The sequence below is a fragment of the Nocardioides soli genome (assembly GCF_014191495.1).
GTDB lineage: Bacteria > Actinomycetota > Actinomycetes > Propionibacteriales > Nocardioidaceae > Nocardioides > Nocardioides soli.
The window spans coordinates 1,480,132-1,499,874 of record NZ_JACHWR010000001.1 but is presented as its reverse complement, the minus strand read 5'-3'; the positions used below and the strand labels follow the sequence as shown (position 1 = coordinate 1,499,874).

The following is a 19,743-nucleotide window of genomic DNA, read 5'->3' as shown; positions in this document are numbered from 1 at the left end:
CCGCGACTCTATCGGTCCTCAGACCGGGTAGACCGAGACCTCCGTGGCCTTGACGCTGAACACCACGTGAAGCCCCGGCACCAGGTCGAGCTCGGCGGCGGCGAGCGGGGTGACGTCGGCGGCGAGGCTCGGCCCGCTCGGTGGGGCCGCGTGCACCCGCACCCGGTCGCCGAGCGGCTCCAGGTCGGTGACCGTCACCGCGATCACGTTGCGCGGACTGCCGGCCGGGGGCTCGTGGTCGCCGTCGCCGTACACCGAGACCGCGCTGGGCCGGAACACCGCCACGGCGGGGGCTCCGGCGGTCGGCTGCTCGCCATCGGACAGGCCCCTGACCTCGATCCCGTCCGGGCCGGCGACGGCACCGTCGCGCCAGGTCCCTCGTACGGCGTTGAGGCCGGCGATCCGGGCGGCGAACGCGCTCCGCGGCCGGGCGAGGACCGTCTGGGTCGGCCCCTCCTCGACGACCCGGCCGTCGTCGACGACCACGACCCGGTCGGCGAGCAGCAGCGCGTCCAGCACGTCGTGGGTGACCAGCACGACGGTCCGGTCGGTCAGCACCCGGCGCAGGGTCTGCCGCAGGGCCGGGCGCACGGCGACGTCGAGGGCGGCCATCGGCTCGTCGAGCAGCAGCAGCCGGGGGTCGGCGGCGAGCGCCCGGGCGACCGCGACCCGCTGGGCCTGGCCGCCGGAGAGCTGGTCCGGCCGGCGGCCGGCCAGCTCGCCGACGCCGACCTCGTCGAGCCACGCGCGGGCGCGCTCGCGAGCGACGTGCCGCGACACGCCCCTGCTGCGCGGCCCGAACGCGACGTTCTCGAGCGCGCTCAGGTGCGGGAAGAGCAGCGCGTCCTGGGCGAGCAGGGCGATCCGGCGCGCGTGCGGCGGCACCCAGGCGTCCGGGCCGGTCAGCTCGGTGCCGTCGAGGACCACCCGGCCCGCGTCGGGGCGCAGCAGGCCGGCGGCCACGGACAGCAGCGTCGACTTGCCGGCGCCGTTCGGGCCGAGCACGGCGACGGTCTCGCCGGCGGCGGCGTCCAGCGCGACGTCGACGCCACGGTCGTCGACCCGGGCGGTGAGCTGGAGGTCGCTCACCGTCGGGGCGTTCATAGCGCCCCCCGGCCGGGCCGGGCGAAGGTGATCACCAGCACCGCGACCAGCACCAGCACCAGCGACATCGCGACCGCGGCGTCGGGGTCGGTCACCCGCAGGTTGTAGATGTAGAGCGGCAGCGTGCGGGTGGTGCCCTCCAGGCTGCCGGCGAAGGTGATCGTGGCGCCGAACTCCCCGAGCGCCCGGGCGAAGGACAGCACCGCGCCGGACACCAGCCCGGGCAGCACCAGCGGCAGCGTCACCCGGCGGAAGACCGTCGTCGGCCGGGCGCCGAGCGATGCGGCGACCACCTCGTACCGCTCACCCGCCGTGCGCAGCGAGCCCTCGAGGCTGACCACGAGGAAGGGGAGCGACACGAACGTCTGGGCGAGCACCACCGCGATCGTCGAGAACGCGATCTGGACACCGATCGCGTCCAGCTGCTCGCCCAGCAGTCCGCGGCGGCCGAACGTGTAGAGCAGCGCGATGCCGCCCACGACCGGTGGCAGCACGAGCGGGAGCAGCACGAGCGACCGGATCACGCCCTGCCCGCGGAAGCTGGTGCGGGCCAGCACCAGCGCCATCGGCACCCCGAACGCCAGGCACAGCAGGGTCGAGGCGACCGACGTCCGCAGGCTGAGCCAGAGCGCGGTCAGCGCCGAGTCGGAGGTGACCAGCGAGAGGAAGCTGTTCCAGTCGACGCGCGAGACCATCCCGGCGAGCGGGAGCATGACCAGCGCCGCGCCGAGGACGGCGGGGACGAAGATCCAGCCGGGGAGTCCGACGTGCCGTTGTCTTCCTGGGGCCACGGGCTAAGGCTGCCCGAAGCCGGCATCCTGGAGGATCTGCTGGCCCGTGTCGCCGAGCACGAACTCGACGAACTGCGCGGCCAGGTCGGACTCGTCGCTGCCGTCGACGGGGGCGATCGGGTAGGTGTTGACGACGTCGCCGGACTCCGGGAACGTCACGCCGTGGACCGCGTCGCCGGCGGCGGTCACGTCGGTCCGGTAGACGACGCCCGCGTCGGCCTCGCCGGAGGTGACCTTGGCGAGCACGTCGGTGACCGACTGCTCCTCGCTCACCGGCTTCAGGGTGACGCCGAGGTTGTCGGCCATCGTCTGGGTGGCGGCCCCGCACGGCACCTCGGGTGCGCAGACGACCAGCTGGAGGCCCTTCGAGGCCAGGTCCTGGAAGCTCGCGACCTCGGCCGGGTTGTCCGGGGGCGTGGCGATCTCGAGGGTGTTGGTCGCGAAGTCCCGGGGGTCCTCGCCGGCCAGGTCGGCGTCCACCAGCTTGTCCATGTTGGCGGTGTCGGCGGAGGCGAACACGTCGGCCTCGGCGCCTTCCTGGATCTGGGTGACCAGGTCGGAGGAGCCGCCGAAGCTGAACTCGACCTCGACGCCGTCGTGCGCCTTCTCGAACTCGTCGCCGATCTGCTCGAAGGTCGAGGTGAGCGACGCCGCGGCGTACACCGTCAGCGTCGTCGTCCCGCCGTTCCCGGCCTCCCCGTCGTCGTCACCCCCGCAGGCGGCCAGGGGGAGGACCAGGGCGAGGACGGCGGGCAGCAGGACCAGCTTGCGCAGGGGCTTGTTCACGGGCGCTCCACGATCACGTTGGTGGACTTGACGGACGCGATGGCTCGCACACCGGGCTCGAGGCCGAGCTCCTCGGCCGCCTCGGTGCTCATCAGCGAGACCATCCGGTAGGGGCCGCAGACCAGCTCGACCTGGGCCATCACCCGGTCCTTGACCACCTTCGTGACGATGCCGGACAGCCGGTTGCGCGCGCTCACCGCGGCCGCGCGGGTGGCCTCCCGGTCGGGATGCTCGGCCAGCGACTCGGCGAAGGCCGCCAGGTCGGCGCCGGGCACGACCGTGCGGCCGTCCTCCTTGGTGCTGGCCACGCGGCCGGCCTCGACCCAACGTCGCATGGTGTCGTCGCTGACGCCGAGCAGCTCGGCCGCTTCCGCGATCCGGTATGTCGTCACGCGGTGATCATGCCGTAGATGCGGGCGTTTGTGTCAATTTCGCCCGCAGATGCGCTAACTCGTCAGGCTCAGCGCGAGCACCGCGACGATCAGGCTGACCGGCGTGAGGAGCAGCGAGACCCGGTGGAACGCCCGCAGCGAGGGCGGGTGCCCGAGCCGGATCAGGCCGCGGCGCCAGAGCAGGTTGGCCAGCGAGCCGGTGTAGCTGAGCCCCGAGCCGATGTTCAGCCCGAGCAACGCGGCGAGGACGGCGCTGTCGCCGCGGGGCGCCAGCAGCGGCACGAGGAGCAGGGTCGCCGAGAGGTTCGTGAACAGGTTGGCGAGCAGGGTGGCGAGCAGCGCGATCGCCAGCAGGGCGCCGAAGCCGGAGCCGGAGGGCAGCACCTCGGCGACGCGGTCGCCGAGGACGCCGGTCGCGATGCCGGCGACCACGACGCCCAGGCACAGCACGAACAGCGCGAAGGCGGGGTGGGCGGCGTCGACGGCGTCGCGGACCGCCAGCAGGCCGCGGCGCCGCGCCCACCAGACCAGCGCCGCCGCGGCGACCCCGGACACCCAGCACGGCGCGATGCCGAACGGTGAGGCCACCGCGAAGCCGACCAGCATCAGGCCCACCACGACCAGCGGCACCAGCGGCAGCGCGGTGGTCCCGGTCGGACCGCCCGGCGCCGGCGACTCGGCGAGCTCCCGGCGGAAGAGCAGCCGCAGCCCGGCGTACTCGACGACGAGCACGACCGCGAGCACCGGAGCCATCCGGACCGCGAACTGCCCGAAGGTGAGGTCGAGGTGCGGCATCGCCAGCAGGTTGGTGAGGTTGGAGACCGGCAGGAGCAGCGAGGCGGAGTTGGCCATCCGCAGGCAGGCGTGTGCGCCGGGGCGGTACGACGTGCCCGCGCCGACCGCGGCGGTGACGACGACCGGGGTGAGCAGCACGACCGTGGCATCGAGGCTCAGCACGGCGGTCACCGCCGCGGCGAGCAGGAAGACGCCGGTGAAGATCGGCAGCGGCCGGCCGCGACCGGCGTCGCGGATCAGGCCCGCCGCCGCCGTGAACAGTCCGGAGCGTCCGCAGACGTCGGCGACGACCAGGATCGTGACCAGGAAGAGCACGACCGGGCCGAGGTGGCGGAGCGTGTCCTCGATATCCGGCCACGCCAGCACGCCGGTCGCGAGGGTGGCGGCCGCCGCGAGCAGCCCGACCAGTGCCTCGACCCGGCCCGACGGATGGGCGTATGCCGTCACCAGCAGGGCGACGAGCGCCGCGACGGGGATCACGTCGACGACCGGCACGGAGCGACCCTAGGTCACCGGCCCTGGGCCGACCTGTGAGGATGTTTCCGGAAGAGGAGGTCCTGCGTGAGCGAGGAGACGCAGACCGGGAAGCCCGGTCGCTACCAGCGGTCGTTCGGTGGCCTGATCGGGTCGATGATCGTGCTGGTGCTGGTCGTCCTGGGCATCGTCGCCTTCCGCGGGACCTTCCGTGACACCCCGGAGTACCAGCCGCCGGACATCGACTACCGCGAGATGGTCGTCAGCATCCAGCAGCTCGGCCTCGAGCCGGTCTACCCGCCGCGGCTCCCCGACGGCTGGTCGGTCAAGGACGCGTCGTTCGACTCCGGGAACCGCCCGGCCGTCGACATGGTGTTCACCACCGACGACGAGCGCACCGCCGGCGTACACCAGGAGGACGAGTCCGAGCGCGCCCTGCTCGGCACGTACGTCGGCGACGGCGTCCGTGAGAACGGCGACACCCTCACCACCCCGGTCGGCACCTGGACCGGTTGGGACGACACCGACACCGACCACGCCTGGACCACCGAGGTCGGCGACGACACCGTGCTCGTCTACAGCTCGGGCGATCCCGAGGCGCTGCGTGCGTTCGTCGAGTCGCTGACGACGGAGCCGTTGCAGCCGTAGCCCTGGTCGGCGTTCGGTCGGTCGGCGGCGCCGGTCAGCGGTGAGCAGGCAACCTTTCCGGAGCCGGCAATGGTTGCTGGCTCACCGCCGGGCTGGGCCAGCGCGAACGAAGCGGCTCGTCAGCCCGCGCCGCCGGTGACATCGCTGTAGCCCTCGAGTCGCTTCCCGGCCTCGACGTACTCGACCGGGAGGTCGGTGCGGCCCCACCACGGCAGGGTGGCGATCTTCGTGGCCTGCTCGAGGTCGAGCACCGGATGGTCGCGATGCGCACCGCCGTGCGGCCGAACTGTTGCAGCCTGGCGGCGATCAGTCCTGGTCGGCGTCCTCAGCGCCGTCGCCGTCGCCGTCGCCGTCGCCGTCGTCGGCCTCGATCGCGGCGTCGAGGCGCTGCCGGGCGCCGTCGAGCCAGTCCTGGCAGATCGTGGCGAGCTGCTCGCCGCGCTCCCAGAGGGCGAGGGACTCCTCGAGCGTGGTGCCGCCGGTCTCGAGGGCGCGGACCACCTCGACCAGCTCCTGGCGCGCTTCCTCGTAGGAGGGCGTCTCGGCGCGCTCCCGGTCAGTCTTCTTGGCCATCGGTCTCCCCGTCGATCCTCTCGGTGCTCGTGGTGGTGGCGCGGATCCGGCCGTCGGCGACCCGGACGCTGATCCGCTGCTTGGCGGCGACGTCGCCGACCGAGGTGAGCACGTGTCCGTCGGCGTCCTGGACCACGGCGTACCCGCGCTGCAGCGTCGCGAGCGGGGAGAGCGCCCGCGCCCGGGCGCGCTGGTGGCCGACGTCGTCGGCGGCCCGCTCGAGCGAGTGGCGCAGGCAGCGGCGTGCCCGGTCGCGGAGCTGGTGCACCTCGTCGAGCCGTGCGTCGAGCAGGGTGCGCGGGTCGGCGAGGGCCGGCCTGGAGCGCAGCGCGTCGAGGCCGGCCTGCTCGCGGGAGATCCAGCCCGCCAGGGCGCCGCGGATCCGCTCGCGGGCCCGCACGACGTTGCGGACCTCGTCGGCGACGTCGGGCACCACGAGCTTGGCGGCGTCGGTCGGAGTGGAGGCGCGCACGTCGGCGACCAGGTCGAGCAGCGGCTGGTCGGGCTCGTGGCCGATCGCGGACACGAGCGGGGTGCGCACCCGCGCGACGGCCCGGATCAGGCCCTCGTCGGAGAACGGCAGCAGGTCCTCGACGGACCCGCCGCCCCGGGCGACCACGATGACCTCGACGGCGGCGTTGCGGTCGAGGCGCTCGACCGCCTCGATCACCTCCGCCGCCGAGCGCGGCCCCTGCATGGCGGCGTACGCCACCTCGAACCGGACCGCCGGCCAGCGCCGCCGGGCGTTCTCGAGCACGTCTCGTTCGGCGGCGCTGTTGGGTGCGGTGACCAGGCCGACCGTGCCGGGCAGGAACGGCAGCGGACGCTTGAGCTCGACGGCGAAGAGACCCTCGGCGGCGAGCAGCTGGCGGCGGCGCTCGAGCCGGGCGAGCAGCTCGCCGAGGCCGACCATCCGGATGTCGCGGGCGTAGAGCGAGATCGTGCCGCGGTTGGCGTAGTAGGAGGGCTTGGCGTGCACCACGATGCTGGCGCCCTCGACCAGCGGCGGGTTCATTCCGTCGAAGAGGGTGCGCGAGCAGGTGACGGTGAGCGAGATGTCGGCGACCGCGTCGCGCAGGGTCATGAAGACGGTGCTCATGCCGGGCCGGCGGTTGACCTGGGCCACCTGGCCCTCGACCCACACCGCGCCGAGCCGGTCCACCCAGCCCGCGATCGCGTTCGCGATCTGGCGGACCGGTGCCGGCGACTCGGGGGAGGTGTCGAGGGCCATGCCCGGGAGATTAGGGGATGGCACCGACCTCCCTAGACTGGACGCCATGACGACCGACATGGGCATGCCGCCGATCCTGTCACCGGAGGCGGCCGACAAGGCCGTCCTGCTGGCGGCGCCACGGGGCTACTGCGCCGGCGTCGACCGCGCGGTCATCACGGTGGAGAAGGCGCTGGACCTGTACGGCGCCCCCGTCTACGTGCGCAAGCAGATCGTCCACAACAAGCACGTCGTCTCCGACCTCGAGTCGCGCGGCGCGATCTTCGTCGAGGAGCTCGACGAGGTGCCGACCGGCGCGACCGTCGTCTTCTCCGCCCACGGCGTCTCGCCCGAGGTGCACCGCCAGGCGGAGGAGCGGTCGCTGAAGACCATCGACGCGACCTGCCCGCTGGTGACCAAGGTCCACCACGAGGCCAAGCGGTTCGCCGGCGAGGACTACGACATCCTGCTGATCGGCCACGCCGGCCACGAGGAGGTCGAGGGCACCGCCGGGGAGGCGCCGGACCACATCCAGCTCGTGCAGAGCCCCGCCGACGTGCCCGGGATCGTCGTGCGCGACCCGAAGCGGGTCGCCTGGCTCTCGCAGACCACGCTGTCGGTCGACGAGACCCTCGAGACGGTGGCGGCGATCCGGGCCCGGTTCCCCGAGCTGCTCGACCCGCCCAGCGACGACATCTGCTACGCCACCCAGAACCGCCAGCTCGCGGTCAAGGAGATCGCCAGCGAGTCCGACCTGGTGATCGTGGTGGGCTCGGGCAACTCGTCCAACTCCGTGCGCCTGGTCGAGGTCGCGCTCGAGGCCGGGGCGAAGGCGGCCCACCGCGTCGACGACGCCTCCGAGATCGACGAGTCGTGGCTCGACGGCGTGAGCACCGTCAGCGTCACCTCCGGCGCGAGCGTGCCCGAGGCGCTGGTGCAGGGTGTGCTGGCGCTCCTGGCCGAGCGCGGCTATCCGGACGCCCAGGCGGTGCACAGCGCCGAGGAGTCGCTGATCTTCGCCCTGCCCAAGGAGCTGCGTCGCGACCTCAAGGCCGCGGGACGAGCGTGAGTCGCTGACGATGGCGCGGTACGTCGACGTCCACCCGGACAACCCTCAGCCGCGGCTGCTCGGCCAGATCGCCGACGCGCTGCGCGGCGACCAGCTGATCGCCTACCCGACCGACTCGGGCTACGCGCTCGGCTGCCAGCTCGGCAACCGTGACGGTCGCGACCGGATCCTGCGCATCCGCGGCCTCGACGACCGGCACCACTTCACGCTGATGTGCAAGGACTTCGCCCAGCTCGGCCAGTTCGTGCAGATCGACAACTCGGCGTTCCGGGCGATCAAGTCCGCCACGCCCGGCCCGTACACGTTCATCCTCCCGGCCACCCAGGAGGTCCCGCGGCGGCTGATGCACCCGAAGAAGCGCACCGTCGGCGTCCGGATCCCCGATCACGTCTTCGTGCAGGCGCTGCTCGGCGAGCTCGGCGAGCCGTTGCTCACGAGCACGCTGATCCTCCCCGGCGAGGACGAGCCGCGCAGCCTCGGCTGGGAGATCAAGGAGGAGCTCGACCACCAGGTCGACCTCGTCATCGAGGCCGGCGAGACGCTGGCCGAGCCGACGACCGTCGTCGACTGGTCGGAGGGCTACCCCGAGGTGGTGCGGGTCGGCGCCGGTGACCCGGAGCGGTTCGCGGCCTGAGTGCCGTGCCGGTGCAGCACCCGGTGGCGTACGGCGAGCACGCCCAGGCTCAGCCCGTAGCCGACGATCAGCGCGCCCGCGTGGTGGCCGAGGCCGGTGACGACCGACTGCACCACGCCGTCCCCCGCGTCGGCGACGGCATCGGGCCGGATCACGCCCAGGAACGTGAAGGTGCCGACCATCAGCAGCGGGGGCAGCACGCCGACGGTGAAGAAGTCGCGGGGCCGGACCAGCAGCGCCAGCGCCACGCAGAGCAGCACGAAGCAGAGGTCGAAGAGCACCCCCACCGAGCCGAACACGAACAGGTCGAGGACAGCGGCGGTCAACGTGACCGCCACTCCCAGGACGGCCACCTGACGGCCGGGCTCGTGCCCCTCCTCCCAGAGGGTCCGCTGGCTCACAGGGCCACGCTAGGGTCCCTCGCGTCGCCGTCATCGGCGGCGCGCCGGTCGACCGCGTGCAGTCCGACCGCGGTGGCGCCACCGGCGGACCTGGCCGCGGCCTCCACCTGACGGGGCGTGGGCAGGTCGCCGAAGCGGCGGGCCGAGACCAGCACCCGCGACTCCAGCGATCCCACGGCCTGGTTGTAGTGGCCGACCGCCGCGTTGAGGGAGCGTCCGAGCTGGTCGAGGTGGCCGGTCATGCTGGTCAGCCGCTCGTGGAGCTCGCGTCCGACCCGGTGGATCTCCCGCGCCTGGTCGGCCAGCGCCTCGTGGCTCCAGCCGTGCGCGACGGTGCGCAGCAGCGCGATCAGGGTCGTCGGCGTGGCGAGCACGACCTGCCGTGTCGCGGCGTACTCGATCAGCGCCGGGTCGGCGTCGAGCGCGGCCGCGAGGAACGACTCGGCGGGCACGAACAGCACCACGAACTCGGGGCTCTCGGGCAGCGACCGCCAGTACTGCTTGCCGCCGAGCGCGTCGACGTGGGTACGCAGCTGCCCGGCATGGCGGCGCAGGTGGTGGCGGTGCTCGTCGGGGTCGTCGGTCGACGTCGCGTCGAGGTAGGCGTCGAGCGGCACCTTGGCGTCGACCACCACACTCCGGCCGCCGACCAGCCGGACCACCAGGTCGGGCCGCCGGGCGCCGTCGTCGAGCCGGACCTGCTCGGCGAAGTCGCACCGGTCGACGAGCCCGGCCAGCTCGACCGCCCGGCGTAGGTGCAGCTCGCCCCAGCGGCCGCGCACCTGCGGCTTGCGGAGCGCGGTCGCCAGCGACCTGGTCTCCCGCTGGAGCTGCTCGACCTGGGTGTCGAACTGCCCCTGCCAGGTCGCCCGCGCCCGGTCGAGGTGGTGCATCTGGTCGCTGAGCCGGTCCAGGCCCTGCATCACCTCGGCCTGGTCGACGAGGCCGGCGGCGTACCGCTGCACGGCGACGGGGCGCGAGCGCGCCCACAGCAGCCCGACGACCGCGCCGATCGCCAGACCGACCAGCAGCGTGAGGAAGAGCGTCAGGATGTCCATGGGGCCAGCATGGACCTGGCCACCGACAGTGGTGTCTCGACGACGGAGGTCAATCGAGGTCGACGACCACGGGCGCGTGGTCGGAGGCGCCCTGGCCGGCCCGCTCCTCCCGGTCGACGAACGCGCCGGTCACCCGCGCGGCCAGTGACGGTGAGCCGAGCACGAAGTCGATGCGCATGCCGCGGTTGCGCTCGTAGCGCTGCCGGTAGTAGTCCCAGTAGGTGTAGGTGTCCGGCTCGGGGGCGTGCGGCCGGACGACGTCGACGTACCCGTCGTCGAGGAACGCCTGGAACGCCGCGCGCTCGGGCGGCGTCACGTGCGTCGACTTCGCGAACTGCTTGATGTCGAAGACGTCGTCGTCGGTGGGTGCGATGTTCCAGTCGCCGACGAGCGCCGTGGGCTGGTCGCGCCAGTCGACCGCGGCCTCGCGCAGCCGGGCCAGCCAGTCGAGCTTGTAGACGTAGTGCGGGTCGTCGGGCTTGCGACCGTTGGGCACGTACAGCGACCAGATGCGGACGCCGGCGCAGGTCGCGCCGATCGCCCGCGACTCGACCTCCGCGACCTCGCCCCATCCCGGTTGGCCCGGGAAGCCGGTCATCACGTCATCGAGGCCGACCCGGCTCAGGATCGCCACGCCGTTCCACTGGTCCACCCCCGCCGCGGCCACGTCGTACCCCCGCGCCTCGAGGCCCATCAGCGGCAGCTGGTCCTCGCGGGCCTTGGTCTCCTGGAGGGCCAGCACGTCGACCTGGTGCCGGTCGAGGAACGCCTCGACGCGGTCGATGCGGGAGCGGAGGGAGTTGACGTTCCAGCTGGCGATGCGCACGGCCGCCACCCTAGTGACCAGGCCGGAGCGGGTGTCCGTCCGTATCCTGCTGCCGTGGCCCAGCTGACCTCGATCCACCGCTTCCCGGTCAAGTCCTGCCGCGGGGAGTCGGTCGACTCGGCCCTGGTCGAGCCGTGGGGGCTGTCGGGTGACCGGCGCTGGATGGTCGTCGACGAGGCGGGCACCGTGATCACCGCCCGCGAGGTGAACCGGATGCTGCTGATCGACCCGGTCCTCACCGGCGACGGTCTGCTGGTGACCGCGCCGGACCTGCCGCCGCTGTCGGTGCCGACACCCGACCCCGCGGCCCAGGTCGCGGTCGAGATCTGGGCCTCGCGGCTGACCGCCGCGCCGGCCGGGCCGGAGGCCGACGCGTGGTTCAGCAAGGCGTTGGGGTGCCCGGCCCGGCTGGTCCACCTCGACGACCCGACCCGTCGCCCGACCGACCCGCGCTTCAGCGGACCCGACGACCGCGTGTCGTTCGCCGACGGCTATCCGCTCCTGCTGGCCACCGAGGAGTCCCTGGCGGCGCTCAACGACGTCGTCCTCGAGTCGTCCGGTGGCGGCCACGCGCCGCTGCCGATGACCCGGTTCCGGCCCAGCGTCGTCGTGTCCGGGGTTGCGGCCTGGGCGGAGGACGACTGGCGCCGGGTCCGGATCGGCGAGGCGACCTTCCGGGCGGTCAAGGGCTGTGCCCGCTGCGTGATGACGACGGTCGACCCGGACACCGCCGTGCGCGAGAAGGAGCCGATCGCCTCCCTGGCCCGGATCCGCCGCTGGGACGGCGCGACCTGGTTCGCGATCAACCTGGTGCCGGACACGCCGGGAGCGACGATCCGGGTCGGCGACGAGATCGAGGTGCTCGAGGCGGTGCCCCCGGGAGCGGGACCGATCCGACCGGCCCGCTGAGCGCCGTCGGCGGATTGGGGCACCGTCGTACGCCGCCCGTAGACTCGCCGCCCGTGGCACTCACCATCGGCATCGTCGGGCTCCCCAACGCGGGCAAGTCCACCCTCTTCAACGCGCTGACCAAGAACGACGTCCTGGCGGCGAACTACCCGTTCGCCACGATCGAGCCGAACGTCGGCGTCGTCGGGGTGCCGGACGACCGGCTGCCGAGGCTGGCCGAGATCTTCGGATCCTCCCGGCTGCTGCCCGCGACCGTCGAGTTCGTCGACATCGCGGGCATCGTCCGCGGCGCGTCCGAGGGGGAGGGGCTGGGCAACAAGTTCCTCGCCCACATCCGCGAGTCGGCCGCGATCTGCCAGGTGACCCGGGTCTTCCGCGACGAGGACGTCACCCACGTCGACGGCGAGGTGAACCCCGCCAACGACATCTCCACCATCCAGACCGAGCTGATCCTCGCCGACCTGCAGACGGTCGAGAAGGCGATCCCGCGGCTGGAGAAGGAGGCCCGCGGCAAGAAGGAGCTGGCCGCCAACCTCGCCGCCGCCCGGGAGGCGCTGGCCGCGCTCGAGGCCGGCACTCCCATCATCGCGACGTCCATCGACCGCGCCCTGATCCGGGAGCTGTCCCTGCTCACGGCCAAGCCCTTCATCTACGTCTTCAACTGCGACGCCGACGAGCTGGCCGACGAGGCGCTCAAGGCGCGCATGCAGGAGATCGTCGCCCCGGCCGAGGCGATCTTCCTCGACGCGAAGTTCGAGGCCGAGCTGGTCGAGCTCGACGACGACGAGGAGGCCCGCGAGATGCTCGCCGAGATGGGCGTCGACGAACCCGGGCTCGAGGTGCTCGCCCGGGTCGGCTTCGACACCCTCGGCCTGCAGACCTACCTCACCGCCGGTCCCAAGGAGACCCGCGCCTGGACGATCCCGAAGGGCGCGACCGCCCCCGAGGCCGCCGGCGTCATCCACACCGACTTCCAGCGCGGCTTCATCAAGGCTGAGATCGTCTCCTTCGACGACCTGGTCGGGCTCGGCTCGATGGCCAGGGCCAAGGAGGCCGGCAAGGTCCGCATGGAGGGCAAGGACTACGTCATGCAGGACGGCGACGTCGTGGAGTTCCGCTTCAACGTGTGACCCGGCGCGGTCGCGCGGGTCCCGCCGCCGCGCGGCTGCGGCAGGGATGCGGCAGCCACGCGGCGGCTTCTGACGGTGGGTGTCGTCAGCGCTCGAGGTCCCCGGGCTTGACCTCGGCGACCTGCTTGACGTTGAAGCGGCCCTCGTAGATCGGGCCCTCGCCGGTCGTCGGGCCCTGGTACTGCAGGAAGAGGATCCGGCAGCCGTTCTCCGTGTGCATCTCGTACTCGAAGTGCGGGTCCTGCATGTACACGAGGTCACCCTGGTGCAGGACGGTGTCGCCGTAGGTGCACTCGCCCTCGACCACGAACCACATCTGCGCGAAGTCGTGCTTGTGGAGCGGGAAGCCGGAGCCCGGCAGGTAGTTGATGATGCCCGCGTTGGGCTGGGTCGGGTCCTCGTCGCTGGGGTGGAACACCATCTGCGTGGTGTTCTTGAAGCGCCCCATCTTCGGTTCGACGTCATCGGGCCGACGGATGATCGGGGCGTTGTGCGTCTTGCGCGCCTCGTCGACCGTCGGTGCCTGCGTAGTCGTCATCAGAGTCTTCCTCTCGCGGGTGACCGGACATCTGCTCGCGTCCGGATTGACTATTGTTCAACTCTGTCGAACGATGTTCGATAAAGTTGACCCGAGTGAAGCCCGTCGTCCCACGCCTTGTCAACCGGTGATTCGCGAGGGATTCGGGGCGACTTCAAGCTTGCGTGCTTGACGTGCGTCACACCGTCATGCCACGGTTTCGTCCATCAACAGAACGGTGTTCAACTATGGAGAACGTTAAGACGTCGCGTTCGGTCGAACGTGCACTCACCATCCTCCGCACCCTGGCGCAGGAAGGAGGTCCGCTCGGCATCAGTGAGCTCGCGCGCCGCACCGGATGCTCGAAGAGCACCGTGCACCTGAGCCTCCAGACGATGCGCGCCATGAAGTTCGTCGAGCAGGACCCGGCGAGCGGCTACTACGTCCTCGGCCTGGCGGCCGCGCAGCTCGGCGCCGCCGCCACGGACAGCTCGCGCCTCGTCGAGGCGCTGAGCGGGCCGATGCACGACCTGGCGACCTTGTCGGCGGAGGCGGTCTCGCTCGGCGTCCGGACCGGGGGAGAGGTCACCTTCGTCAAGCGGGTCGAGACCGCACACGTGCTGAGGACCGGTATCCGGGAGGGCACCAGCATGCCCCTGCACGCCTCCGCTTGCGGCAAGGCCCTGCTGACCGGCCTGACCGATGACGAGATCGTCCGGCTCTTCCCGGACGAGCGGATCCCGTATCACGCCCGCGGAACGGAGACGACCCGTGCCGACCTGCTCGCCGAGGTCCGGGAAGCGCGCCGCCTGGGCTACGCGACCAGCCACGACGAGTTCGTCGACGGCGTCTCCGCCGCCGCGGCGCCGGTCGTCATCGGTGGCCGAGTCGTAGCCGCGGTCAGCATCGCCGGTCCCACCACCAGGTTCCGGGCGAACCTGTGGACCAACGAGCTCCGGCGACTCGTCAACGATCCCGCGCTCGACGCCGACGATGACGAGGGCGCCTCGGCATGACGACCTCGAACCTCCTGCTCGCCTCGATCGGAACGGTGCTGACCGGATCGATCGAGAGCCCCATCGAGCCTGCCGACTCGATCCTCGTCGAGGACGGTCGGATCGCCGCGGTCGGCACGGGCCTCCGAGCGCCGCTCGGTGTCCCGGTGCTCGACTGCGGGGGCGCGACGGTGCTACCCGGCCTGATCGACAACCACGTGCACCCGGTCTTCGGCGACTACACCCCACGACAGTCGCAGTCGAACTACCTCGAGGGCTTCGTGCACGGCGGCGTGACCTCGGCGGTGTCCGCCGGGGAGGTGCATCTCCCCGGGCGTCCCAAGGACGTCGCCTCGACCAAGGCGCTGGCGCTCCTGGCGTCGAGCAGCTTCCGCAACTTCCGTCCGTCGGGGCTCCGCGTTCATGGCGGAGCGCTGATGCTCGAGCCGGGCCTCCAGGAGTCCGACTTCGAGGAGCTCGCGGCCGCCGGCGTCAACCTCGTCGGTGAGATCGGCATCTCCGGAGTACAGGACCCGGAGGAGGCGGCTCAGATGACGAGGTGGGCCCAAGCGGTCGGCATGACCGTCATGGTGCACGTCGGCGGCAAGTCGGTGCCGACCAGCCGCACCGTCGACGCCGCCTTCTGCGCCGCGGTGCGGCCGGACATCGCCGCCCACGTGAACGGTGGACCGACCGCACCCGCGCTGGCGGATGTCGAACGCATCCTCGACACCACCGAGGCGAGCATCGAGGTCGTCTTCAACGGCAACCCGCGCGCCGCCGTCGACGTGACGCGTCTGGCGATCGCGCGCAACGCGGTCGAGCGGCTGGTCCTCGGCACCGACTCGCCCGCAGGCGCCGGAATCGCCCCGGCCGGAATCTTGCGCACGATGTCCCTCCTGTGCGCCATGGGCGGACTGCCCGCACCTCTCGCCGTGGCCTGCGCGACCGGCAACACCGCTCGTGCCAGACGCCTCGACACCGGTCGTCTCGCCGTGGGCGCCCCGGCCGACCTGCTCGTCGCAGACACCCCCGACGGGTCGCACGCACCGGACTTCAGCTCCGCCCTCGAGACCGGCGACACCCCGGCGGTGGCGGCGGTCGTCATCGGCGGCGAGCTCGTCGTCACCAGGAGTCGCAACACCGCACCGCCCAAGAGGACGAGCCAGCTCGGCAGCGGCGTCCTCACCGCGTACTAGGAAGCAACGACCAGAAGGACGAACCCATGACCCGGAACCATCACCCGAGACACTCAGTGCGCCGACGCTTGCAGCTGAGCGTCGCCGTCCTCGCCGCGGCCGCACTCCTAGCAGCCTGCGGAGGCGATTCGGAGGGCAGCGTCGGCTTCGAGCTCAAGCACGAGGCCGCCGAGTCCCCGGCCGCCACGGACCTTCCCGAAGCAGAGGACGGCGTCGGCACGATCAAGATCGCCTCGCTCCCCATCCCGCACAACGCTCAGTTCATCGCCCTTCCCGAGTTCGCGAAGAAGTACGGCCTGGACGTCGAGTGGCAGTCCTTCCAGCGATACTCCGACACGCAGCTGGCGGTCGCCAAGGGTGACGTCGCCGTGGCCGCTGCCGGCTATCACACCGTCGCTCTCGACACCGCGCCGACCGGGGTGTCGATCGTCGCCGGTGGCAACTCCGGTGCCCAGGCACTCGTGCTGAGGCCGGACGCCGAGGTCGACGACTGGAACGATCTCGCCGGACTCAAGATCGGGGTGGCTCCGAACAGCGGACCGGACATCCAGTTCCAGCTCTCGGCACGCGAAGCCGGCTTCGACCCCAACTCGATCGAGCGGGTCAACTTCACCACCCTCGGGCCGGCCACGCTGACCGGTCTTCGCAACGAGGAGATCGACGGCATCCTGTGCTGGGAGGTCATCTGCGCGCAGGCCGTCGAGAACGGGAGCGCCGTCTACTCGTCGCTCGACATCGGCGCCAACGACACCCAGAACGCGAACACGCTGGCGCTGGCGAACGACGACTGGCTGGCCGACTACCCGAACGCCGCCACCTTGCTGGTCCGTGCCTACGTCGACGCCGTGGACTACTTCAACGAGTATCCCGACGAGCTGGTCGCCCTGATGATGCAGGAGACCGGAGCGCCCGCCGAGGTCGTCGAGGAGTCGCTCAACTCCATCACCCTGGAGTGGCAGCTCTACCGTGATCGGGCCCTGGCCACCGCTCGCGCGTACAACGAGCTCGGCGTCTCCAAGCGCGACATGTCCGACGTCGTCGAGGACAGCCTCGACTACACCTACCTGATGAACGCGACCGGCCTGTCGAAGACCGAGGTCGGCCAGTGAGTGCCGCGACGAGGTCGCCCGAGGTCATGGCAGGACCACCGATGCCGAGTTCCGAAGCCGGTGCCGAGCCCCGGGGATCGAGGCTGACGCGACTCGTCGCGGGCTCTGTGCGGCGGGTGGACCCGCTGGCCTTCGTCACGCCGATCGTCGTCGTCCTGGTCTGGCAGGCGGTCGTGTCCTTCGACCTGGTCGACACCGAGTACCTGCCCACGCCGTTGGAGGTCGCCGACGCCACCTGGGGCTGGGTGTTCGGCTCGGTCGACGCGCAACCGCTCTACAACGGCACCTGGCTCGAGCATGCGCTCGCCAGCAGCCAGCGGGTGATCTACGGGTTCGCGCTCGGGGGGCTCAGCGGCGCGGCGATCGGATGCATCATCGGTTGGTCGAGGATCGGGAGCAGGCTCCTCGACCCCTTCTTCCAGATCCTCCGTCCGATCCCGATCACGGCCTGGCTGCCCTTCATGGTGGTCTTCTTCGGAACCAAGGCCATCTCCGCGATCGGGCTCATCGCTGTGGGTGCCTTCTTCCCGGTCATGCTCAACACCGTCCATGGTCTGCACCACGTAGCGCCGCTGCAGCTCCGAGCCGCCCAGATGCTCGGCTGCACCGGCCGGCTGCGCCTGCTGATGCGAGTGGGACTGCCGGCCGCGTTGCCCGCGATCTTCACCGGCCTGCGACTCGGGATCGGGCTGTCGTGGGTCCTGGTGATCGTCGCCGAGATGGTGGCGGTGAAGTCGGGGTTCGGCTACGTGATGTGGGACGCGTACTACTTCGTGCGGCTCGACGTCATCGTCGCGGCCATGCTCTCCGTCGGTCTCATGGGCTACCTGTTCGACCGGCTTGTCGTCATGATCGAGCGCCGCCTGTGCGCCTGGACCGTCGCCTGAGCGACAGAAAGAAGGCATGAGCGATGTCGATCGTCGATGTCCGACAGCTCAGCAAGCGCTACCCCGCTCGCGCCGGTCACGGACCGGTGCTCGCACTCGACGGCGTGGAGCTGTCCGTCGAGGAAGGCGAGATCGTCTGCATCGTCGGACCCTCCGGATGTGGCAAGACCTCGCTGCTGAACATCCTGGCCGGGTTCGAGGACGCCACGAGCGGGGCGGCGCTCTTCAAGGGCGCACCCATCCAAGGGCCCAGTCCCGACCGAGGGGTGGTGTTCCAGGAGGCCGCCCTCTTCCCGTGGCTGTCGGCCCGCCGCAACGTGGAGTTCGGCCTGGTGGAGAAGCGGATGCCGAAGGCCGAGCGTCACAGCACGTCCCTCGAGTACCTGAGACTCGTGGGCCTCGAGGCAGCGGCGGACCGGCTCCCCGCCGCGCTCTCGGGTGGCATGCGTCAGCGCGTCGCACTCGCCCGCTCGCTGGCCAACGGCGCCACCGTGCTGCTGCTCGACGAGCCCTTCGCGGCCCTCGACGCCCAGACCAAGGCGCAGATGCACGGCGAGCTCCTCCGCATCTGGGAGACCATGCGCACGACCATGGTCCTCATCACGCACTCGATCGACGAGGCGGTCGCGCTCGCCGATCGGGTCGTGGTCATGGCCCCCAATCCCGGCCGGATCGTCACTCAGTTCCGGATCGACCTCGACCGGCCCCGGGACGACACGTCGCATCCGTTCAACGAGTACAAGAGGGAGATCCGGCAGGTCATCAACGACTGCACGCGGTCGGTGGCGTCGTGAGCTCGCCCCGTCCGCTGGCGAAGGGCCTGTCCCTGTATCCGTCCCGACCGGTCCAGGAGACGCGGCGACTCGCCTGTCTCGCCGAAGAACTGGGCTACAGCCACCTGTGGTTCGGTGACTCCCAGAACATCTGGAGAGAGGCCTACACCTCCATGGCGGCGAGCGCCGTCGACACCTCGCGCATCACCATCGGCACCGCTGTCACCAACGGCGTCACTCGGCACAGGTCCGTCGTCGCCTCCAGCTGGTCGACCCTGCACGAGCTGGCCGGAGGGCGGGTCGCGGCCGGGTTCGGAGTGGGCGACTCGGCCCTGCACACCATGGGTGCGACCCCCATGAAGGTGGCCGAGCTGGAGCACCTCGTCGGCGACCTGCGCACGCTCTGGCAGGGACGGGAGGTGCGGGCGCCTGGCGGCGAGAGCGGCTACCGGCTCGCGTACCTCCCCGAACCGGTCGAGGTGCCCGTCTACATCGCCGCCTCGGGGCCGCGACTCCTCGAGCTGGCCGGTCGTGTCGCGGACGGGGTCATCCTGCTCGTCGGCACGGACTCCGATGCCGTGAGCTCGGCCCTGGCCGTCCTCGGCGAGGCGGCGGCGGAGGCGGGACGAAGCCTGTCCGACATCGACATCGTGCTGTGGGCACCGACCGCCATCGACGACGACCCGGACCGGGCGCGCGACCGCGTGCGCGCGCACGTCTCCCGAACCGTCCTCCGGCCGATCCGGGTGGACCTGTCGGAACGCGAGCTGGCAGCCATCGAGGCCATCCGGAAGCACTATGACTACTACGACCACATGGTGCCGGGCTCGGACCACTCCCGCCTGGTCATCGACGAGCTGGTGGACCGGTTCGCTCTCGCAGGGAGCCGAGCGGAGGTCGGGGACCGGTTGAAGCACCTCGAGGGGCTCGGCGTCACCCAGGTGGGGATCATCCCCTTCGGGGAGTCGAACGACTCCATCGATCAGGTGATCCGCGACTTCTCGGGCCTCTGATGCCCACCACGCCGGTGGCTCCGAACCCGCGTCGTCCGCACCGGCAGCTGCCGTGGCCCTGTTTCCGGGGCAACGACCTCGTCGCGCACTCCCACACCGAACGGGTGATCAGCGCGGAACGCCTGGGACCGGATCTCTACCGTCTCGGTCTGCAGTGCCCCTTCGACCCGTCGAGGCACGATCTCGACATCACTGTCGTGAGTCGAGCCGCTCCGGACGAGGACCACGATGCCGGAGGAAGGGTGGTCTCTGTTCAACTGACGGTGAGCCGCTCGGGCATCTCGGGAAGGGCGTTCGTGGAGACCGCCCGCGGTGTCCGGCCGCGACCCAGCGGACTCGCGCAAGCGATGACCTCGCTCGTGCAGGGCGTCCATGGGACCGTGCTGTTCCGACTGTCCGGCGGGGCCGACTAGGAACGCTGCCTGTCCTGCCTCCTGCCCGGTCTGAGCC

The 19,743-nt window shown here is 71.4% G+C and carries 24 protein-coding genes; 12 read left to right on the top strand and 12 right to left on the bottom strand.

Annotated features, from left to right (window positions below; translation table 11 throughout):
• Positions 1-18: 18 nt before the first annotated feature.
• The 5 genes from FHU40_RS07565 to FHU40_RS07545 are packed head-to-tail and all read right to left on the bottom strand — an operon-like array spanning position 19 to position 4,363.
• Positions 19-1,104, bottom strand: coding sequence for a sulfate/molybdate ABC transporter ATP-binding protein (locus FHU40_RS07565; protein ID WP_183591612.1), 1,086 nt, complete (start codon positions 1,102-1,104; stop codon positions 19-21).
• The gene (locus tag FHU40_RS07560) at positions 1,101-1,895 is read right to left on the bottom strand and encodes an ABC transporter permease (protein WP_343057773.1); all 795 of its coding nucleotides are present in this window, start codon (positions 1,893-1,895) and stop codon (positions 1,101-1,103) included. The genes FHU40_RS07565 and FHU40_RS07560 overlap by 4 nt, the downstream gene beginning before the upstream one ends.
• 3 nt (positions 1,896-1,898) lie before the next feature.
• Positions 1,899-2,681: a molybdate ABC transporter substrate-binding protein gene (modA, locus tag FHU40_RS07555; protein WP_343057772.1), complete on the bottom strand. Its 783-nt coding sequence runs from the start codon at positions 2,679-2,681 to the stop codon at positions 1,899-1,901.
• Positions 2,678-3,073 (bottom strand): TOBE domain-containing protein, encoded by a 396-nt coding sequence (locus tag FHU40_RS07550; protein ID WP_183591611.1) that lies wholly within the window; start codon positions 3,071-3,073, stop codon positions 2,678-2,680. The genes modA and FHU40_RS07550 overlap by 4 nt, the downstream gene beginning before the upstream one ends.
• Before the next feature lie 54 nt (positions 3,074-3,127).
• Positions 3,128-4,363, bottom strand: coding sequence for an SLC13 family permease (locus FHU40_RS07545; RefSeq protein ID WP_183591610.1), 1,236 nt, complete (start codon positions 4,361-4,363; stop codon positions 3,128-3,130).
• A 66-nt stretch (positions 4,364-4,429) separates the two neighbouring features.
• Between FHU40_RS07545 and FHU40_RS07540 the strand changes: the two genes are divergently transcribed.
• Entirely contained in the window at positions 4,430-4,990 is a 561-nt protein-coding gene (locus FHU40_RS07540) for a DUF4245 family protein (RefSeq protein ID WP_183591609.1), read from the top strand.
• Between the two features lie 119 nt (positions 4,991-5,109).
• On the opposite strand, the gene FHU40_RS28865 is transcribed toward FHU40_RS07540, so the two are convergent.
• Genes FHU40_RS28865 through xseA form a run of 3 tightly spaced genes read right to left on the bottom strand, consistent with a single transcriptional unit; the run spans position 5,110 to position 6,794 of the window.
• Positions 5,110-5,241 (bottom strand): hypothetical protein, encoded by a 132-nt coding sequence (locus FHU40_RS28865; RefSeq protein WP_281374568.1) that lies wholly within the window; start codon positions 5,239-5,241, stop codon positions 5,110-5,112.
• 55 nt (positions 5,242-5,296) lie between these two features.
• Entirely contained in the window at positions 5,297-5,563 is a 267-nt protein-coding gene (locus FHU40_RS07535) for an exodeoxyribonuclease VII small subunit (protein WP_183591608.1), read from the bottom strand.
• The gene (xseA, locus tag FHU40_RS07530) at positions 5,547-6,794 is read right to left on the bottom strand and encodes an exodeoxyribonuclease VII large subunit (protein ID WP_183591607.1); all 1,248 of its coding nucleotides are present in this window, start codon (positions 6,792-6,794) and stop codon (positions 5,547-5,549) included. The genes FHU40_RS07535 and xseA overlap by 17 nt, the downstream gene beginning before the upstream one ends.
• A gap of 46 nt (positions 6,795-6,840) precedes the next feature.
• Here xseA and FHU40_RS07525 point away from each other — a divergent pair, with 46 nt between their 5' ends.
• Both FHU40_RS07525 and FHU40_RS07520 read left to right on the top strand, forming a co-directional pair.
• Positions 6,841-7,842 (top strand): 4-hydroxy-3-methylbut-2-enyl diphosphate reductase, encoded by a 1,002-nt coding sequence (locus FHU40_RS07525; protein ID WP_183591606.1) that lies wholly within the window; start codon positions 6,841-6,843, stop codon positions 7,840-7,842.
• Between the two features lie 10 nt (positions 7,843-7,852).
• Complete coding sequence (locus tag FHU40_RS07520; RefSeq protein ID WP_183591605.1) at positions 7,853-8,476, top strand: L-threonylcarbamoyladenylate synthase; 624 nt, start codon at positions 7,853-7,855, stop codon at positions 8,474-8,476.
• On the opposite strand, the gene FHU40_RS07515 is transcribed toward FHU40_RS07520, so the two are convergent.
• From FHU40_RS07515 to FHU40_RS07505, 3 genes are read right to left on the bottom strand one after another with little or no spacing between them, the layout of a single operon-like run.
• Complete coding sequence (locus FHU40_RS07515) at positions 8,422-8,877, bottom strand: DUF6542 domain-containing protein (RefSeq protein WP_183591604.1); 456 nt, start codon at positions 8,875-8,877, stop codon at positions 8,422-8,424. The genes FHU40_RS07520 and FHU40_RS07515 overlap by 55 nt on opposite strands.
• Positions 8,874-9,935, bottom strand: a complete 1,062-nt coding sequence (locus FHU40_RS07510; protein ID WP_183591603.1) for a DNA recombination protein RmuC — start codon at positions 9,933-9,935, stop codon at positions 8,874-8,876. The genes FHU40_RS07515 and FHU40_RS07510 overlap by 4 nt, the downstream gene beginning before the upstream one ends.
• A gap of 49 nt (positions 9,936-9,984) precedes the next feature.
• On the bottom strand, positions 9,985-10,761 hold the full coding sequence (locus FHU40_RS07505) for an exodeoxyribonuclease III (RefSeq protein WP_183591602.1): 777 nt from the start codon (positions 10,759-10,761) through the stop codon (positions 9,985-9,987).
• Between the two features lie 54 nt (positions 10,762-10,815).
• Here FHU40_RS07505 and FHU40_RS07500 point away from each other — a divergent pair, with 54 nt between their 5' ends.
• Both FHU40_RS07500 and ychF read left to right on the top strand, forming a co-directional pair.
• Positions 10,816-11,670: an MOSC N-terminal beta barrel domain-containing protein gene (locus tag FHU40_RS07500; RefSeq protein WP_183591601.1), complete on the top strand. Its 855-nt coding sequence runs from the start codon at positions 10,816-10,818 to the stop codon at positions 11,668-11,670.
• 53 nt (positions 11,671-11,723) lie between these two features.
• Positions 11,724-12,800, top strand: a complete 1,077-nt coding sequence (gene ychF / locus FHU40_RS07495) for a redox-regulated ATPase YchF (RefSeq protein WP_183591600.1) — start codon at positions 11,724-11,726, stop codon at positions 12,798-12,800.
• A gap of 85 nt (positions 12,801-12,885) precedes the next feature.
• Here ychF and FHU40_RS07490 read toward each other — a convergent pair whose 3' ends face one another.
• The gene (locus FHU40_RS07490) at positions 12,886-13,338 is read right to left on the bottom strand and encodes a cupin domain-containing protein (protein ID WP_183591599.1); all 453 of its coding nucleotides are present in this window, start codon (positions 13,336-13,338) and stop codon (positions 12,886-12,888) included.
• A gap of 227 nt (positions 13,339-13,565) precedes the next feature.
• On the opposite strand from FHU40_RS07490, the gene FHU40_RS07485 reads away from it, so the two are divergent.
• The 7 genes from FHU40_RS07485 (at position 13,566) to FHU40_RS07455 (ending at position 19,706) form a co-directional block, all read left to right on the top strand.
• Positions 13,566-14,333: an IclR family transcriptional regulator gene (locus FHU40_RS07485; RefSeq protein WP_183591598.1), complete on the top strand. Its 768-nt coding sequence runs from the start codon at positions 13,566-13,568 to the stop codon at positions 14,331-14,333.
• On the top strand, positions 14,330-15,511 hold the full coding sequence (locus FHU40_RS07480) for an amidohydrolase family protein (RefSeq protein ID WP_183591597.1): 1,182 nt from the start codon (positions 14,330-14,332) through the stop codon (positions 15,509-15,511). The genes FHU40_RS07485 and FHU40_RS07480 overlap by 4 nt, the downstream gene beginning before the upstream one ends.
• 68 nt (positions 15,512-15,579) lie before the next feature.
• Positions 15,580-16,620, top strand: a complete 1,041-nt coding sequence (locus FHU40_RS07475) for an ABC transporter substrate-binding protein (RefSeq protein ID WP_183591596.1) — start codon at positions 15,580-15,582, stop codon at positions 16,618-16,620.
• A gap of 41 nt (positions 16,621-16,661) precedes the next feature.
• Positions 16,662-17,507, top strand: coding sequence for an ABC transporter permease (locus FHU40_RS07470; RefSeq protein WP_183591595.1), 846 nt, complete (start codon positions 16,662-16,664; stop codon positions 17,505-17,507).
• Between the two features lie 23 nt (positions 17,508-17,530).
• Entirely contained in the window at positions 17,531-18,301 is a 771-nt protein-coding gene (locus FHU40_RS07465) for an ABC transporter ATP-binding protein (RefSeq protein ID WP_183591594.1), read from the top strand.
• A complete protein-coding gene (locus FHU40_RS07460; RefSeq protein WP_183591593.1) occupies positions 18,298-19,293 on the top strand; it encodes an LLM class flavin-dependent oxidoreductase in 996 nt (331 codons plus the stop codon). Before FHU40_RS07465 ends, FHU40_RS07460 begins: the two co-directional genes overlap by 4 nt.
• Complete coding sequence (locus tag FHU40_RS07455) at positions 19,293-19,706, top strand: hypothetical protein (RefSeq protein WP_183591592.1); 414 nt, start codon at positions 19,293-19,295, stop codon at positions 19,704-19,706. The genes FHU40_RS07460 and FHU40_RS07455 overlap by 1 nt, the downstream gene beginning before the upstream one ends.
• The last annotated feature ends 37 nt before the right edge of the window (positions 19,707-19,743 follow it).

Bases quoted from the DNA above. Each gene is read 5' to 3' on its own strand.
- FHU40_RS07525 (WP_183591606.1), top strand. From the start codon at position 6,841: ATGACGACCGACATGGGCATGCCGCCGATCCTGTCACCGGAGGCGGCC.
- FHU40_RS07535 (WP_183591608.1), bottom strand. From the start codon at position 5,563: ATGGCCAAGAAGACTGACCGGGAGCGCGCCGAGACGCCCTCCTACGAG.
- FHU40_RS07485 (WP_183591598.1), top strand. From the start codon at position 13,566: ATGGAGAACGTTAAGACGTCGCGTTCGGTCGAACGTGCACTCACCATC.
- FHU40_RS07565 (WP_183591612.1), bottom strand. From the start codon at position 1,104: ATGAACGCCCCGACGGTGAGCGACCTCCAGCTCACCGCCCGGGTCGAC.
- FHU40_RS07490 (WP_183591599.1), bottom strand. From the start codon at position 13,338: ATGACGACTACGCAGGCACCGACGGTCGACGAGGCGCGCAAGACGCAC.
- FHU40_RS07470 (WP_183591595.1), top strand. From the start codon at position 16,662: ATGCCGAGTTCCGAAGCCGGTGCCGAGCCCCGGGGATCGAGGCTGACG.
- FHU40_RS07455 (WP_183591592.1), top strand. From the start codon at position 19,293: ATGCCCACCACGCCGGTGGCTCCGAACCCGCGTCGTCCGCACCGGCAG.
- FHU40_RS07520 (WP_183591605.1), top strand. From the start codon at position 7,853: ATGGCGCGGTACGTCGACGTCCACCCGGACAACCCTCAGCCGCGGCTG.
- FHU40_RS07510 (WP_183591603.1), bottom strand. From the start codon at position 9,935: ATGGACATCCTGACGCTCTTCCTCACGCTGCTGGTCGGTCTGGCGATC.
- FHU40_RS07480 (WP_183591597.1), top strand. From the start codon at position 14,330: ATGACGACCTCGAACCTCCTGCTCGCCTCGATCGGAACGGTGCTGACC.
- FHU40_RS07465 (WP_183591594.1), top strand. From the start codon at position 17,531: ATGTCGATCGTCGATGTCCGACAGCTCAGCAAGCGCTACCCCGCTCGC.
- xseA (WP_183591607.1), bottom strand. From the start codon at position 6,794: ATGGCCCTCGACACCTCCCCCGAGTCGCCGGCACCGGTCCGCCAGATC.